10 protein-coding genes are annotated in these 14,827 nt (G+C 42.4%); 5 read left to right on the top strand and 5 right to left on the bottom strand.

Translation table 11 applies throughout. The features are described 5' to 3' along the window. The first annotated feature begins 71 nt into the window (after positions 1-71). Entirely contained in the window at positions 72-2,777 is a 2,706-nt protein-coding gene (locus tag C9J47_RS20860) for a cation-transporting P-type ATPase (protein WP_107255225.1), read from the top strand. A gap of 405 nt (positions 2,778-3,182) precedes the next feature. Then, positions 3,183-4,172, top strand: coding sequence for a lipid A deacylase LpxR family protein (locus C9J47_RS20865; RefSeq protein ID WP_107255226.1), 990 nt, complete (start codon positions 3,183-3,185; stop codon positions 4,170-4,172). A gap of 72 nt (positions 4,173-4,244) precedes the next feature. On the opposite strand, the gene C9J47_RS20870 is transcribed toward C9J47_RS20865, so the two are convergent. Together C9J47_RS20870 and C9J47_RS20875 are read right to left on the bottom strand one after the other, a co-directional pair. Further along, positions 4,245-4,868, bottom strand: coding sequence for a nucleotidyltransferase family protein (locus C9J47_RS20870; RefSeq protein WP_107255227.1), 624 nt, complete (start codon positions 4,866-4,868; stop codon positions 4,245-4,247). 74 nt (positions 4,869-4,942) lie between these two features. Further along, a complete protein-coding gene (locus C9J47_RS20875) occupies positions 4,943-5,767 on the bottom strand; it encodes a DUF5718 family protein (RefSeq protein ID WP_107255228.1) in 825 nt (274 codons plus the stop codon). Positions 5,768-6,043: 276 nt separating this feature from the next. Between C9J47_RS20875 and C9J47_RS20880 the strand changes: the two genes are divergently transcribed. Further along, the gene (locus tag C9J47_RS20880) at positions 6,044-7,132 is read left to right on the top strand and encodes a trypsin-like serine protease (RefSeq protein WP_107255229.1); all 1,089 of its coding nucleotides are present in this window, start codon (positions 6,044-6,046) and stop codon (positions 7,130-7,132) included. 168 nt (positions 7,133-7,300) lie between these two features. On the opposite strand, the gene C9J47_RS20885 is transcribed toward C9J47_RS20880, so the two are convergent. Together C9J47_RS20885 and C9J47_RS20890 are read right to left on the bottom strand one after the other, a co-directional pair. After that, positions 7,301-10,456: an efflux RND transporter permease subunit gene (locus tag C9J47_RS20885; protein WP_107255230.1), complete on the bottom strand. Its 3,156-nt coding sequence runs from the start codon at positions 10,454-10,456 to the stop codon at positions 7,301-7,303. Continuing rightward, positions 10,456-11,580 carry an efflux RND transporter periplasmic adaptor subunit gene (locus C9J47_RS20890; RefSeq protein WP_107255231.1) on the bottom strand — a complete coding sequence of 375 codons (1,125 nt, stop codon included), beginning with the start codon at positions 11,578-11,580 and terminating at the stop codon, positions 10,456-10,458. Before C9J47_RS20890 ends, C9J47_RS20885 begins: the two co-directional genes overlap by 1 nt. Before the next feature lie 287 nt (positions 11,581-11,867). On the opposite strand from C9J47_RS20890, the gene C9J47_RS20895 reads away from it, so the two are divergent. Further along, positions 11,868-12,803 (top strand): precorrin-2 dehydrogenase/sirohydrochlorin ferrochelatase family protein, encoded by a 936-nt coding sequence (locus C9J47_RS20895; RefSeq protein ID WP_107255232.1) that lies wholly within the window; start codon positions 11,868-11,870, stop codon positions 12,801-12,803. A 119-nt stretch (positions 12,804-12,922) separates the two neighbouring features. Here the strand turns inward: C9J47_RS20895 and C9J47_RS20900 are convergent, their stop codons facing one another. Continuing rightward, positions 12,923-13,408: a DUF1097 domain-containing protein gene (locus C9J47_RS20900; protein ID WP_107255233.1), complete on the bottom strand. Its 486-nt coding sequence runs from the start codon at positions 13,406-13,408 to the stop codon at positions 12,923-12,925. A 372-nt stretch (positions 13,409-13,780) separates the two neighbouring features. Here C9J47_RS20900 and nagZ point away from each other — a divergent pair, with 372 nt between their 5' ends. Next, positions 13,781-14,785, top strand: coding sequence for a beta-N-acetylhexosaminidase (gene nagZ / locus C9J47_RS20905; RefSeq protein ID WP_107255234.1), 1,005 nt, complete (start codon positions 13,781-13,783; stop codon positions 14,783-14,785). Positions 14,786-14,827 lie beyond the last annotated feature (42 nt).

Raw genomic sequence — 14,827 nt, forward strand, 5'->3', positions numbered from 1 at the left:
TATACACACAACCTAGTTCAAAATGCCTAATAATCAATTAAACGACGATTCACGTAGCAGGGCATATCGGCATGAGCGAGTCCCCTCACCACTGGCACCACGACTCGGTGCAAGGCACGTTCGACACCGTGGATAGCAGTCCTGATGGACTAACCCTCCTCGACGCCGTGCAGCGCCTTGCCCTGCACGGCCCTAACAAGCTGCCTGATTCCGCAACCCGGTCTCCATTAATGCGCTTTATCAGCCAGTTCAACAACGTTCTGATCTATGTTCTGGTTGCCGTAATGGTTATCACCACCCTGTTCGGTCACTGGTTAGACGCCGGGGTGATTGCAGGCGTGGTTTTGATCAATGCGGTGATAGGCTTTATTCAGGAAGGGCGGGCAGAAGATGCCCTTAAAGCGATTAAAGATATGTTATCACCGACGGCAGAAGTGCTGCGCGACGGGAAACAGGTCACCGTTGAGGTAGAACAGCTCGTCGTCGGAGATGTGGTATTACTGCAGTCTGGAGACAAAATACCCGCCGATATGCGTCTTTGCCACTGCAAAGGATTACAGATCTCCGAAGCGACCTTAACTGGCGAGTCTGTCGCAGTCGATAAACAGAGCGAACCGGTTGCCCTCGCCGCCGATCTGGCTGAACGTAAATCGATGGCCTATTCCGGTACGCTTGTCACCCATGGTCTTGGCACTGGTATTGTCGTAGCTACTGGAGCCCAAACCGAACTAGGACAAATCAGCACCCTTGTCTCAAACGTCCAGCCCACAACAACACCGTTACTAAGACAAATAGCGCAGTTCAGTCACTGGCTAACAGCCACGATCCTTGCGGTTGCAGTCGCCACCTTCACATTTGGGGTGATGATCCGAAGCTACCCCGTCACCGACATGTTTCTTGCCGCGGTTAGCCTTGTTGTCGCCGCCATACCTGAAGGACTGCCAGCTATCATTACCATCACCTTGGCTATCGGTGTAGAAAGGATGGCACGGCGCAATGCAGTTATCCGTAGTCTTCCTGCTGTTGAAACGCTCGGCGCTGTCACTGTCATCTGTACTGATAAAACAGGAACTCTGACCCGCAACGAAATGACCGTCTGCAATATCGTCACGGCAGACCACCACGTAATCCTTAGCGGCATAGGTTACGACCCACATGGCGTGATTACCATCGATCAACACACCGTCTTTCCCGAACAGATGCCTCTGCTAACTGAGGTTATCCGAGCAGCCGTCTTATGCAATGACGCCACTCTCCACCAACACGGTGGGCAATGGCAAATACACGGGGATCCCATGGAGGGCGCCCTATTAGTTGCAGGGGTTAAGGCAGGCTTTGATGCTGACAGCGAAATCAAACACTACCCACGCACCGATCTCATCCCATTTGAGTCAGAGCATCGATTCATGGCCACCTTGCACCATAGCCACAGCGGCGACGCATTCATCTTCCTTAAAGGTGCGCCAGAGCAAGTGCTTGAGATGTGCAGCCAGCAACTCTCTGCCACCGGCCCCAGTCCCATAGACCGCAACTATTGGCACGCCAAAATTGAACAACTGGCACATAACGGCGAGCGAGTGCTGGCAATAGCCTATCGACCAACCCATAGTGAGCAAGTTGAACTCACCTTTGATGACGTTAACGATCAGCTGATCATGCTTGGCATTTTTGGCATGATTGATCCCCCTCGCGAAGAGGCCATAGATGCTATCAATGCATGTAACAATGCCGGGATCAGAGTAAAAATCATTACTGGAGACCATGCCCTAACCGCCCGCGCCGTCGCCTACCACCTCGGTATCATCAACAACCTAGATGCGCTGACTGGCCAGCAAATTGACCAACTGAGTAACGATGAGTTATTCAAACTTGCGACCAAAATTGATATTTATGCGCGGGTGAGTCCCGAGCACAAAATGCGGCTTATCGATATTTTCCAGCAACATAATCATGTCGTTGCGATGACAGGTGATGGAGTGAATGATGCCCCGGCGCTTAAACGCTCCGATGTCGGTACCGCGATGGGGAAAAATGGCACCGAAGCGGCCAAGGAAGCGGCTGATATCGTCTTGGCTGACGACAACTTCGTCACCATCACTGCTGCCGTCGAAGAAGGTAGGGCCGTTTACGATAACTTGAAAAAAGCGATTTTATTCATTCTCCCCACCAATGGCGGGGAAGCACTGATCATCCTCGCGGCAGTCTTGCTCGGCTTTAAAGATCTGCCACTAACGCCAGTACAAATCCTTTGGGTTAATATGGTAACAGCGGTAACACTTGCGCTATCGCTCGCTTTTGAGCCCAAAGAGAAGGATCTGATGCGGCGTCCTCCCCGCCCGCCCTCTCAGCCACTCCTTACTCGCCACCTTATCTGGCGAGTAGGGTTTGTTTCGGTGATCCTTATGGGGGGTACACTGAGCTTGTTCCTGTGGGAGATCGGTCACGATGCGGATATTGCCCGAGCCAGAACCATCGCGGTGAATACTTTAGTGATGTTCGAGGTCTTTTACCTCTTTAACTCCCGCTATATTTTCGACTCCATTTTCAGTCACCGGGGACTAACGGGTAATCACTATGTATTAGTTGCCATTGCGGTACTGGCAATATTCCAGCTCTGCTTTACCTATTTGCCAATAATGCAAACCATCTTTGGTTCTTGCGCAATCGAGCTGAAAGTATGGCTTCAAATCACCCTTGTCGCTTCCTCTATCTTATTCTTGGTCGAAATTGAAAAAGCAGTAATGCGTAAGTTACGTTCAGCAAACAATAAAGTCTGAATCAATCCATTTCGTTATTTAGTAGCGGCGAAAGACTTCCAGCGGCGCCAACCGCTACCCAATCATCACCCTTCCACTTCTTCGTAATATTTCCCTATATAAGGTAGCTCAGGCTTGTTCAACACTTCAGATAGGTGTCGGCTTCGCGGCACATATCCTTATCTGTTATGTACTTTAACTCACTGCTACCTCATATAATTCCTTACAAATTAATGCTCAGTGTTAGTGCATTTTTCACACTATAATGCACGACCTCTGATTTTGTTAACAGTTCCACTAATAAGGCTAGCTACTGCTAACGTGCATTCGGTAAAATGTTGATGATATTAAACAACATACTCACTTTTGTATCAAAGCTAAACTCTGCATTTTTTGTTATATTTCCCCTGCTACAAAGGATTGTAAATGAATCACTTTTCTCTCGGTATTGTTGCTATCACCACGCTCTTTTCATCAACTACAATGGCGTATAATTCGGGTAGCTTCTCGTTTGCGATTGATAATGACGGTATCGTAGGTACTGACCAAAATTACAGCAACGGCATTTTCTTAGAATACAACTCTGCTGCAACAAACCGCGTCGCCATGAGTGCACCGACCCCTATACGACAAATTGCGTCTATTTTGCCGTTAAGTTCTGGTGCACAAGGCTGGAGTCTACGCCTAGGTCAACAAATGTGGACACCGGAAGACATTGAAGCAACAGAGCCCCCGCCTAATGAGCGCCCTTACGCTGGGCTGTTATTTTTAGAAACGGGTATTTATCAATATTCAGCAAGTGCGGTTGATAAATTCAGCTTTATGTTAGGCACTGTCGGGCCCAATTCTTTCGCAGAAGATGGCCAAAAGTTTATTCACAGCATAGTTGGTTCAGACGAGCCTATGGGCTGGGATGATCAAATCGAAAACCAAGTCGTATTCAACCTTGGATACCAAGGACACCGCCTACTCACTCGAAATAATGCATGGTTGATGCAGCATTATGATTTAAGTAGTGTTGGTCGTGTCAATGTGGGGAATTTTCAGAGTGAGTTAGCCGTTGGTACCGTTGCTCGCTGGGGTAAAAACTTAGATTCAAACTTTGGTAGTGTCGGGTTTACGCCTGGTAAACTATTCGATGTCAGCGTGATTTCATCTAGTGCATCAGGTTATTTTGTATTTACAGGTATAGAAGGCCGTTATCGTTTCAATGATATAACGATCGACGGTGATCGCCCAGCCCATGTGCCTGATACTAATGTTGAGAACCTACAAGCCACAGCTGTTTTAGGCTTTGTATATTACGAACCTAGCTGGGGCACAAGTTTAAGCTTTGCAACCAGCACACCAGATTTTGAAGAAGATATTCGCTCATCTACCTCTATGGGATCGTTCGAAATATTCTGGCGTTTATAGCTCAAGACCCAAGAATCATTATTTAGGCTAAGCAAAGGCTATTTGCTTAGCCTTTTTCTACCAGAAGCAACCTTAACAGCTATGAATATTACACTCTTTATCTGTCGGTATAATATTGAGTAACGGCCAAATACGCAGCCAACTCTTTTCTTCTATACGCCGATAAAAAATATCAGGTATCGGCCTCTTAGGGTTAATTTCAACATTAAGAACCCAATTGTGTGCCAAACCAAATGGAGCTGTAAAAATGAGTTGTTCTCCCTCATCAAGCTTAACGCCCACACAAGTCGGGATTTCTACCCAGCGCGAAATTGCATCTGTTGTATTACGATAAGGTTGGTCATTATGTTTAACATGCATTCGTGCTTGGTTTCGCACTTCCCAGTTCATTGATGGAACGAGCACTTTAAGTTTCGCTGTTAATTCTTGTTCTGTTTTACATGAAATATCTTCTGTATCGAAATACACAACATCAATATCGTTTAGTGGTGTCATCTCGGCTTTGTTATGCAAACTATCCCAAATAGCATTACGCAGAAAACCGGCACCTAAAAAACAATCAGGTAAATTCAAACTTCTAACTGCACGTAAACATTTCATTCTTAACATATCTGAAAGTAGAAGCTGCTGTGTTTTGTTTTGATATTCTTGTTCAGAATTACTCATATTTAATTTAAACAACCATACTGCATTCATGAAAAAAGCCTGACAAATCAGGCTTAATATTCTGTAAATTTACACTTCGTATACTAGTGCATTTACAACAATGTTTAGGCTACATGCTGAACCAATGCAGATAAACCTTCGGCAGAAAATTCATTTGTTGCTGCCATTGCCGTAATTTCATCTTGGCTGTATTGGCTACCATCGTAAACAACAACAATACTCGTATCACCAGACTGCAAAAACGTTGTTTCACCAAACTCTGTATAACGGGTTGCGCCTATACTGATTAACGCTTGAGCCGGATAATCAGCATTAGCTAAATGCATTGCGATATCTTCCGTTGGACCAACATCTTGCTGATTGTTCATACGATCAACAATCCAAGTTAATAGCTTTTCATGAAAATAGCTGTAACCCACTACTGGGCTGTCTTCACCATAGCGAGAAACAAGATCACCACGCTTATGAAAACTGGCAATCCGGTAACTATCTAACACTCCACCTTCTGCAAGTGAATCAATATCAAACATTGTACTCGCGACACCCTTCGTGTGTTCGCCCCAGTTTTTCTTTTCACTGATTTTTTTTGCATTAGGCTTTCGTATAGAGCAATCGTTATATGCAGCAAATTTACGCGGTGTTAAAGAGACTACGCGATTATCTTGATATTCGATATCGCAAAGTAACGCGACTTCAGGTTCGATCTGAAGGTTATCGGCATCATTTGGTGGAATAATTGTATCGTGAGATAGCGGGTATGTTGATAAAAACCCTGCTTTGTCTGAAGGCACATAAAAAGGAAAAATGGCTTTAGGTTGAATCGCTTCTTTTACTTCGACGGCAAGAAAATCTGTCGCTTCACCTGCTTGTTCAAGATGACCAGCAAAGTTACCCGCCACACCAAAACCAATTACATTTTTAAACGTCATAACTATCCTAATACAGTTTAAAGAGATACCTCTAGATAGTAACGTTCTTGCCATTATGAATCACTCGAATGAGATGAATAACTTGTTCTAGCTCAACATTTTTAGTTAAGCTTTACAATCGATGATATATAAACTAAACATACAAACAGAACACCATGCAAAATAATAAAGAATTGCTCACAAGAATCATTCGCAAAGCAAATAGATATAGACAGAGCAACGCCCTAATCATATAGTTAGCGAAAATTAAAAAAACAAAATTCAGTGGATGACAGGATGTATAAAACCACCGCTATAGCAGCACTTATTTCATTTGCATTAGCGCCACAATTGGCTTTCAGCGCAACCCCTCAAACCAAAGCGATTAATGGTACGAATGCTACCAATTACGATAGCTTGTTATTACCATGGCAAGCCGCAATAAAACAAACTAATGCTGATGCTACTGGATGTGGAGCCGTTGTTATTGCTTCAAACTGGGTTGTAACCGCCGCACACTGTGATGTGTCAGCATTAGGCGATGTGGTTATTGCAGGTACATCTTATATCCCTCAAGGTGATTTTTCGAAGCTTGATGCTAAGTATAAGTTCACTGTTATCAAGCGTTTTCATCATTCAGCATACAACAGTACAACATTCGAAAATGACGTTGCCCTGTTTCAAGTTGATCGTAGTATGTTAAACGTCGCGCAACCCATTAAAATAGCGACAGTTGGTGAACAACAATCTGCCGATAATAATTTCGATAATACATGGAGTCAGGGCTCAGATTCAAAGGCCAATCTCATCGCATCAGGCTGGGGGGATACCGTAGCCAATGGAGCATTTCCTTCCGAATTACAAGTGGTAAAACTGGGCGGTATTCCTGACGGTAAATGCAATAACAAAATCTATAACAGCGATTATTTTGTTTGTGCTGATTCCAATATTGCTGATTTAGTAAAAGATGTTTGTGCTGGCGATTCTGGCGGCCCTTTAATTTGGCAGAACCCATTGAACATCGCAGATACAGATAAAGGGTTACGCCTTGTTGGCATCACCAGTAACGGGGCTGATTGTAAAATCAAAAATGACAATCAAAATAATCCATACTATCAATTACATGGCCAATTCACGCAGCTTTCAAGCTATAGAGATTGGATTGAAGGCACAATTCACGCAACTGAAGGTGATAACAGTTTTTCACTTAACGCAGTAGATGCACCAACCATTACAAAAGACCCATTTATGGTTGTTGCTGATAGGCCTAGCGCTAAAAGCCAACCTGTAGACTCAGGCTCATCGGGCGGTTCAGTACCATTGTTTGGCTTGTTTAGCTTAGCTGCTATTGGTTTAATGCGTCGTAAAGATATTCATCAAAAGTAAAAAAGCTCATCAAAAATAGACGAGCTGGCGATTAATAATAAACACGTTGTACATTAAACGCTAAACATTAAAAAAGGGTTCCAACTTTTACAGTTAACGTAAAAGAGGAACCCTTTTTGTCTTTTATTTATAGAGCCAGAACTAAACGGCTCTATAGGTGCTTAGCTTCTACTTTTCATCTTCAAGTGCAATAAGCTTTGTTGAACCACCATGGAATTTCTCACGACGTTTCTGAACCAGAGCAAAGAAGCCTGGAATCAAGAAGGTACCTGCAAGTAACACACAAAGTAGACCACCTGTTAGGGAAATACCTAACGAGTTCTGACTAATATGGCCCGCACCAGATGCAAAAATTAATGGCAAAATACCCAAGATAAATGACCACGATGTCATATTCACCGCACGGAAACGTAATTTACCACCACGTACCGCTGCCTTCCCGATATCCAGCTCGTTTTCTTCTCGTTCAATCTTGGCGAATTCTACAATCAATATCGCATTCTTCGCGGCCAAGGCTATCAAGAGAACCAAACCAATCTGAGCATACAGATTCAACGGTGTACCTGTCATGGCAAGAGCCAAGAACGACCCTAATGTCGCTACAGGAACAACCAGAATGATAGCAAGAGGTATACTCCAGCTTTCGTACTGAGCAACCATGAACAAGTAAATGAAGATTAGAGCCAGTGCAAACGCATAGATCGCTTGGTTACCAGCTTTTACTTCTTGGTAAGCCATACCTGTCCATTCATACTGATAACCTTGCGGCAACACTTCAGCTGCTACACGCTCCATTGCAGCAATCGCATCACCACTAGAATAACCCGGTGCTGGGCTACCTTGAATGACTGCCGAACGATACATGTTATAACGCCATGCCACATCAGGTTCAAATACTTGCTCAATAGAAGTAAGCGTACTCAATGGAATCATATCGCCAGAGGCTGAACGCACATGAAAACGCTCAAGTGTATCTAAATTATCTCGGTATTCACTGTCTGCCTGTACTGTTACACGGAAGTTTTTACCGTATAAAGTAAAGTCATTCACATACATGGAACCTAAGTTACCCTGTAGCGTCTGGAAAATATCTGTTAGTGGTATGCCTAGTTGCTTCGCTTTCACACGGTCTATATCAACATAGAAGTGAGGAACATTGGCACGGAATGTACTAAAGGTGAATTGAATTTCAGGCTGCGCATTCGCTTTCTGAATCATCTCTCCCATGACATTCGCCAAGTCGGTACGGCTTCGACCTAAGGTATCTTCAAGAACAAACTCGAAGCCTGAAGCTGCGCCCATTCCTGGCACGGCTGGGGCGCCCATCGCGAATACTATCGCTTCTGGTAACTCATTTGCTGAACGAGCATTTATGCGATTTGAAATAGCAAATGATGAATGATCACCTTCCATTTCATTTCGTACACCCCACTCTTTTAACTTAATAAACAGTGATGCACCGTTTGATGCAGCGGCTCCCGTTAAGAACGCATAACCATTTGCAACAGTAATACCTTCAATACCTGGCTCTTCTGCAAGAATATCTTGAAGCTTGATGGTTGTTTCTTCAGTACGAGATAACGAGGCTGAATCTGGCAGCTGAACGTTAACAAGTAAAATACCTTTATCTTCTGTTGGAACAAACGCAGTTGATGTCGTCTTGGATAAGTAGGTTACCGCCCCCACAGCCAAGATGAAGAATGTAACTAACAGTACAGATTTACGAACCAAATAACCGGCAATAGCACCATATTTTAATGTAACTTTATCAAGACCTTGGTTAAATACCTTAAACCAACGCGACTTATTACCATCACCTTGTTTCAGCACTAAAGAACATAGAGCAGGTGAAAGTGTTAATGCGTTAATAGATGAAATTACAACAGAAATACAAATGGTTAATGCAAACTGACGGTACATAATACCGGTAATACCAGGAAGCATTGCGACCGGTATGAATACAGCCAACAGAACCATTGTGGAGGTAATTATCGGACCTGTTACTTCTTTCATTGCAATCAAGGTTGCTTGACGAGGTGACAGGCTTGGATCTCGCGCCATATTGGTATCAACATTCTCGATAACCAAGATAGCATCATCGACCACAATACCAATGGCAAGGATTAAGCCAAATAACGTTACTGTATTTATCGTAAACCCAGCAGCAAGCATAATAGCAAACGTACCAATCAACGATACAGGTATAGCCACAACTGGGATTAATGTCGATCGCATACTACCTAAGAACATATAAGTAACTGCGATAACCAATATAATGGCTTGAATCAGAGTAACAACTACCCCTTTAATCGATTCAGCAACGAACAAAGTTGTATCGTAGCTTGTTTCGTATGCCATACCTTCAGGAAAATCTTTATTCATTCCATCGAGTAAACTCATTACTGCTTCACCACTTTCCAATGCGTTTGCATCAGACTGAAGGTTTAGCGTAACAATAGCTGCTGGCTGCCCACGGAACATGCCATTACCAGTGTAGAATTTCTTACCTAGCTCTACACGTGCAACGTCTTTTAAGAATACAATCGAACCATCATTGTTAGCACGAAGCACAACATCTTCGAATTCTTCGACGGTCTCCAATCGTCCTTTTGTTACAAGGTTAAACTGGACTTCTTGAGCATTATTGTATGGAGGAGCACCCACCTGACCCGCAGCAACCTGAACGTTTTGTTCAGCAAGAGCCGCGTTCACATCAGATGTCGTAAGACCAAGGTTAGCCATTTTTTCAGGGTCAAGCCAAACACGCATCGCATATTCGCCACCACCAAGAACATTAACCTCACTAATCCCTTTCACGCGAGCAAGTTGATCTTTTACATTTAAATTAATGTAGTTAACCAAGAATTGGTCGCCATACTTACCATCAGGTGAGTAGAAATTCAGCACCATCAATAAATCAGGAGAACGCTTTTTAACCGTTACACCCACCATACGAACTTCAGCCGGAAGCTTAGATTCGATTTGGGAAATACGGTTTTGGACGTTAACCTGAGCCATATCTGGGTCAGTACCAATATCAAAAGTTACATTCAGGCTGTATGAACCATCGTTGGCACTTTTAGAAGACATGTAAATCATGTTTTCTACGCCATTCACCGATGCTTCAATCGGATCTGCAATTGCCTCTTCAACAACCTCAGCACTTGCACCTGAGTAATAAGCAGTCACACCAACAGAAGGTGGACTAATTTTCGGGTATTCCGCCACAGGCAGGCTTAAGGCAGCAATTGCCCCTGCTAGGGTAAGAATAATAGATATAACCAACGCAAACTTTGGGCGTTGGATAAAAAAGCGACTTAGCATTATTTGTCCTTCGCTTCAGTTGCTTCAACACGAACCGTGATACCGTTACGTACACGCTGTAAGCCTTTAGTCATCACAATATCAGTCGCATCAATACCATCAGCAATGATGATACCCTGCACTGTTTGAGGGCCCATAATCACGTTACGACGCTCAGCTACATTGTCTTCTTTTAATACCATCACAAAATCACCTTCAAGATCACTTTGTACTGCACGGCGAGGAATCACAATTTTTTGAACTGGAATTTTCTCACGTAAAAAAACTTGTACGTGCTGACCTGGAAGTAGGCGTTGTTCTGGGTTATCGAATTTAGCGCGCATTGCAATCGTCCCCGTATTCAAATCAATACGATTACCAATAAAATCGACTTCACCTAGGTGTTCATATTCTTCGCCATTGTTTAATGTAAGCAGTACTTCAACATTACCCTTGCCTTCACCACTGCCATCTAAGTAATCAATACCTAAATCAAGACGTTCACGTTCACTTAGGTTAAATGTGGTTTGCATTGGGTTTAGGCTAACCAAGGTAGTAAGTACACCCGAAGAAGGCGACACTAAATCACCAAGGCTCACTTTACTATCACTGATTCGACCACTGAAAGGAGCAGAAATACTTGTATATGATAAGTCGACTTCAGCAGAATGATATTGTGCCTTCGCCGCTTTTAATTGGGCAATTGCACTTAAGTTTTCAGCCGTTAATCGGTCAAATTCCGATTCACTAATACTGCCTTTTGGTAATAGATTTTGACCACGTTTAAAATCGAGGTCTGCTTTTTTTAAATTTGCTTCTGCTTGAGAAATGGCCGCTTGTGCACTCGCTAATTTAGCCTCATAAGCTGCCGGTTCAATTTGAAATAACAGTTGTCCTTTTTCTACTAATTGCCCTTCAGTAAAAAAGCGCTCTTTTAAATACCCAGATACTTGTGCTGTAATTAACACATCTTCAAGTGCTTCTGTACGACCCACATATTGCTTACCTTGCTGATAATCAATAACTGTTACGGGCTCTACAACAACTAAAGGACCTTGTGGAGATTTTTGTCCCGAGACTTTATCGCCACACCCAGCAAGTAGGCTCGCGCTTACCAGCGTTGCGATAATAAGTTTTTTATTCATTTATGCTGACCATCGATTTAAATAAAACATACAAAAAAACGAACACAATAAAAGTGCGTTCAAATTAAAATAACATTGAGAAAACATATACTTTTTTAATAAGAATAAGGTAACAATTCAGCTTTAATGAAAGCTGAATGGTAGGAAATAATACACACCTTTTGAAGGTAATTTGTTTCAAAATATTTCAAAATTGGATATATATAACAAATAGCTTAATAATGGTTTAAATAGCCACAAACATTAGCCGCAATCAGCATAAACAATACTTAGGAAGCATAGATGTAATGGATTTTTTCCCAGTTTTTTTGAATTTGAAGAGTAAAAAAATCTTAGTTATTGGCGGCGGTGAAGTTGCTTGTAGAAAAGTTGACCTATTACTGAAAGCAAAAGCAGATATCACGCTTGTATCGCCTAAGTTGCATCCTCACTTATCCCGCTTAGTCGATAACAAAAAGCTCAATTACATAAGCAGAGAATATCAATCGAATGATGTAATCGGTTTTCATCAAGTGTGGGCAACAACGGATGTGCGAGAACTGAATCACCAAGTATTTAATGACGCTAACGCATTAGGTATCTGGACCAACGTTGTCGACGATCCAAACTATTGTAATTTCATTACGCCATCAATGATCGATAGAACCCCTATTCAAGTGGCCGTTTCTAGTGGTGGTGCTTCACCTGTTTTGGTGCGTTTTATACGAGAAAAACTAGAAACTCAACTACCTCAGAATTTGAGTCTGCTTGCTGCTTATTCCGGTAAACAACGCAGTCGCATTAAGCAATACTTTGGTACCGTAGATGAAAGGCGTAAGTTTTGGGAAGCTTACTTTCGATTACCAGCCGTTGAGAATGCAGCGACAGAAAATGATCTAGAAGCAGCGTTTACCTCGCTGCTTGAAAACAATACCGTGCAAACGGGTAACTTGTATCTGATTGAAACAGGTGATGACACAGAAATGCTGTCATTAAAAGCCCTTCGACTCATGCAGCAATCAGAATATGTATTATTTCCTGAGGCTAAAGATGATATTTTCGTCGACCTATGTCGCCGTGATGCTGAACGTGAAAGCTATTCTAATGAAACGGTTGTTAATCAAGTGCAACACTTACTGAATAAAGATTTAAGAGTATGTGTACTCGCCCCTAAAGGCACCCATATTGAATCACTAATAGCATTAAACACAAGCTTTGGTGGTCAGTTTGTGCCTTGCTTATAGCTGTCTATTTCTAAAAAAACGATAAAAAAAACCGCATTTACATTATTCAAATAACGTAAATGCGGCAACAGTTACACTCAGTGGATTTTTTTGAATTATATCGGGGATGTTTCGAATATCTACTCGGCTTTCGCTGCCGTTAGATTGGAATTTGGATGTTGTAGCTTCTCATGTAACCATAACCCTGACGTTTTCATGGTATAACCAAATAAAGCGCCCAAAATTAATGATGGAATAACTAACTGCCAATCACCGTTAGATGCGAATGTTGCGCAAGAACCAATAAAAGTACCAGGAATAAAATTTAACCATGATTTTTTAGCCTGAACACACATCATGAATGCAACAACAGCCGTTACAACGTAACCAATAATTTCAAGGCTAAACATACTTGAGAGATGGATTATCACCATTGCCCAAAATACACCACTCAGATTAGTAACAATACTTAGACCTAAGCCTTTCATGCCATCTTTCGGTGATGCAAAGTAAGTAGTACAGCCTAAAAACCCTGCCCAGCTTAGCAAACCGAGTGAAATGGCGACCCAGCCCCAGATACCTGACAAAATACCTGTTGTTAATGCAATCGCTACTAATACCGTCATGATGTGATCTCATATCTAAAGAAAATAGTCTTAATCTGTAAACAGTGTAAGCGTTAAGACCAAAAACACACGAGATCAAGATCACAGTTAAAGCCTTTTTGTTACATGCAACCTCGCATTAATTAGACTTAAGTCTCACTTTATCGGTGTTTATCAACAGGAACGTACCAAGCCAGTAAGAAAGAAGAAGACATTATAATTATACCAATAAACACAGTGTTTACCTGTGAGGACAATACTGTGCAACGAAACTGCATTTAACACCTCTTCAGCAATAATTATTTCACAGCAAATCATAATTCAAATTGCGGATATCTCGGGCTGTGGTAATTTACCCATATCTTTGATATTCCCCTATTTCGGAGCACATCCATGGGTCCATTAATGCTTGATGTATTAGGCTATGAACTTAATGCAGAAGAACGTGAAATAATCCAACACCCAACAGTGGGAGGTATCATATTCTTCGCACGCAACTATCACGATCGTGCTCAATTACGTGCTCTCACCAAAGACATTCGAAAAACGGCTGCTAAGCCCCTTCTTATTGCCGTTGATCAAGAAGGTGGACGAGTACAACGTTTTCGTGAAGAATTCACGCAACTGCCTCCTGCTCGCGCATTCGAACAACATAACAATGGCGTTGAGCTCGCTAAAAAGGGGGGATGGTTAATGGCTGCTGAATTGCTGGCTATGGATATCGACCTAAGCCTTGCCCCTGTATTGGATCTTGGCTTTGATTGTAAGGCAATTGGTGATCGTGCTTTTTCTGATGATCCAAAGAAAATCATCAAATATGCTAGCCAATTTATTAAAGGAATGAAACAAGCAGGCATGGCAACAACGGGGAAACATTTCCCAGGTCATGGCGGTGTTATTGCTGATTCTCATCTCGAAACACCGTTTGACTCAAGAGAGAACATTAAAGAGCACGATATGATCGTGTTTAAATACCTTATTGAAAATAACTTATTAGATGCAATGATGCCTGCGCACGTTGTATTTGATGCTTATGATGACAAACCAGCAAGTGGTTCTGATTACTGGTTAAAACGAGTATTACGCCAAGATTTACAATTTAAAGGCGTCGTATTTTCAGACGATCTAAATATGAAAGGTGCAGATGTTATGGGCAGTTATAGCGAACGCGCTATAGCAGCTCAGCAAGCTGGCTGTGACATGGTTATGCTATGCAATAATCGAGATGGTGCTATTCAGGCTTTAGACGGTCTGCCCCAAATTAATATACCCATTCTGGATACGCTGTTAAAACGGCCAACAGGTGAATATCGAGAGCTTATTAAAACAAGTATGTGGAAAGAGACTGAACGAGAAATTAGTCGCTTAAGTTTAGAATGGCGAGAAAAGCACAGTTAATTGCATATTTTGATAAAAAGACTTCGCATAAAACAAGTTGAA

Source organism: Photobacterium indicum (assembly GCF_003026215.1).
Lineage (GTDB): Bacteria > Pseudomonadota > Gammaproteobacteria > Enterobacterales > Vibrionaceae > Photobacterium > Photobacterium indicum.

Excerpts from the sequence above, each read along its gene's own strand:
- C9J47_RS20865 (WP_107255226.1), top strand. The coding sequence starts at position 3,183 with ATGAATCACTTTTCTCTCGGTATTGTTGCTATCACCACGCTCTTTTCA.
- C9J47_RS20875 (WP_107255228.1), bottom strand. The coding sequence starts at position 5,767 with ATGACGTTTAAAAATGTAATTGGTTTTGGTGTGGCGGGTAACTTTGCT.
- C9J47_RS20885 (WP_107255230.1), bottom strand. The coding sequence starts at position 10,456 with ATGCTAAGTCGCTTTTTTATCCAACGCCCAAAGTTTGCGTTGGTTATA.
- C9J47_RS20890 (WP_107255231.1), bottom strand. The coding sequence starts at position 11,580 with ATGAATAAAAAACTTATTATCGCAACGCTGGTAAGCGCGAGCCTACTT.
- C9J47_RS20870 (WP_107255227.1), bottom strand. The coding sequence starts at position 4,868 with ATGAATGCAGTATGGTTGTTTAAATTAAATATGAGTAATTCTGAACAA.
- nagZ (WP_107255234.1), top strand. The coding sequence starts at position 13,781 with ATGGGTCCATTAATGCTTGATGTATTAGGCTATGAACTTAATGCAGAA.
- C9J47_RS20895 (WP_107255232.1), top strand. The coding sequence starts at position 11,868 with ATGGATTTTTTCCCAGTTTTTTTGAATTTGAAGAGTAAAAAAATCTTA.
- C9J47_RS20880 (WP_107255229.1), top strand. The coding sequence starts at position 6,044 with ATGTATAAAACCACCGCTATAGCAGCACTTATTTCATTTGCATTAGCG.
- C9J47_RS20860 (WP_107255225.1), top strand. The coding sequence starts at position 72 with ATGAGCGAGTCCCCTCACCACTGGCACCACGACTCGGTGCAAGGCACG.
- C9J47_RS20900 (WP_107255233.1), bottom strand. The coding sequence starts at position 13,408 with ATGACGGTATTAGTAGCGATTGCATTAACAACAGGTATTTTGTCAGGT.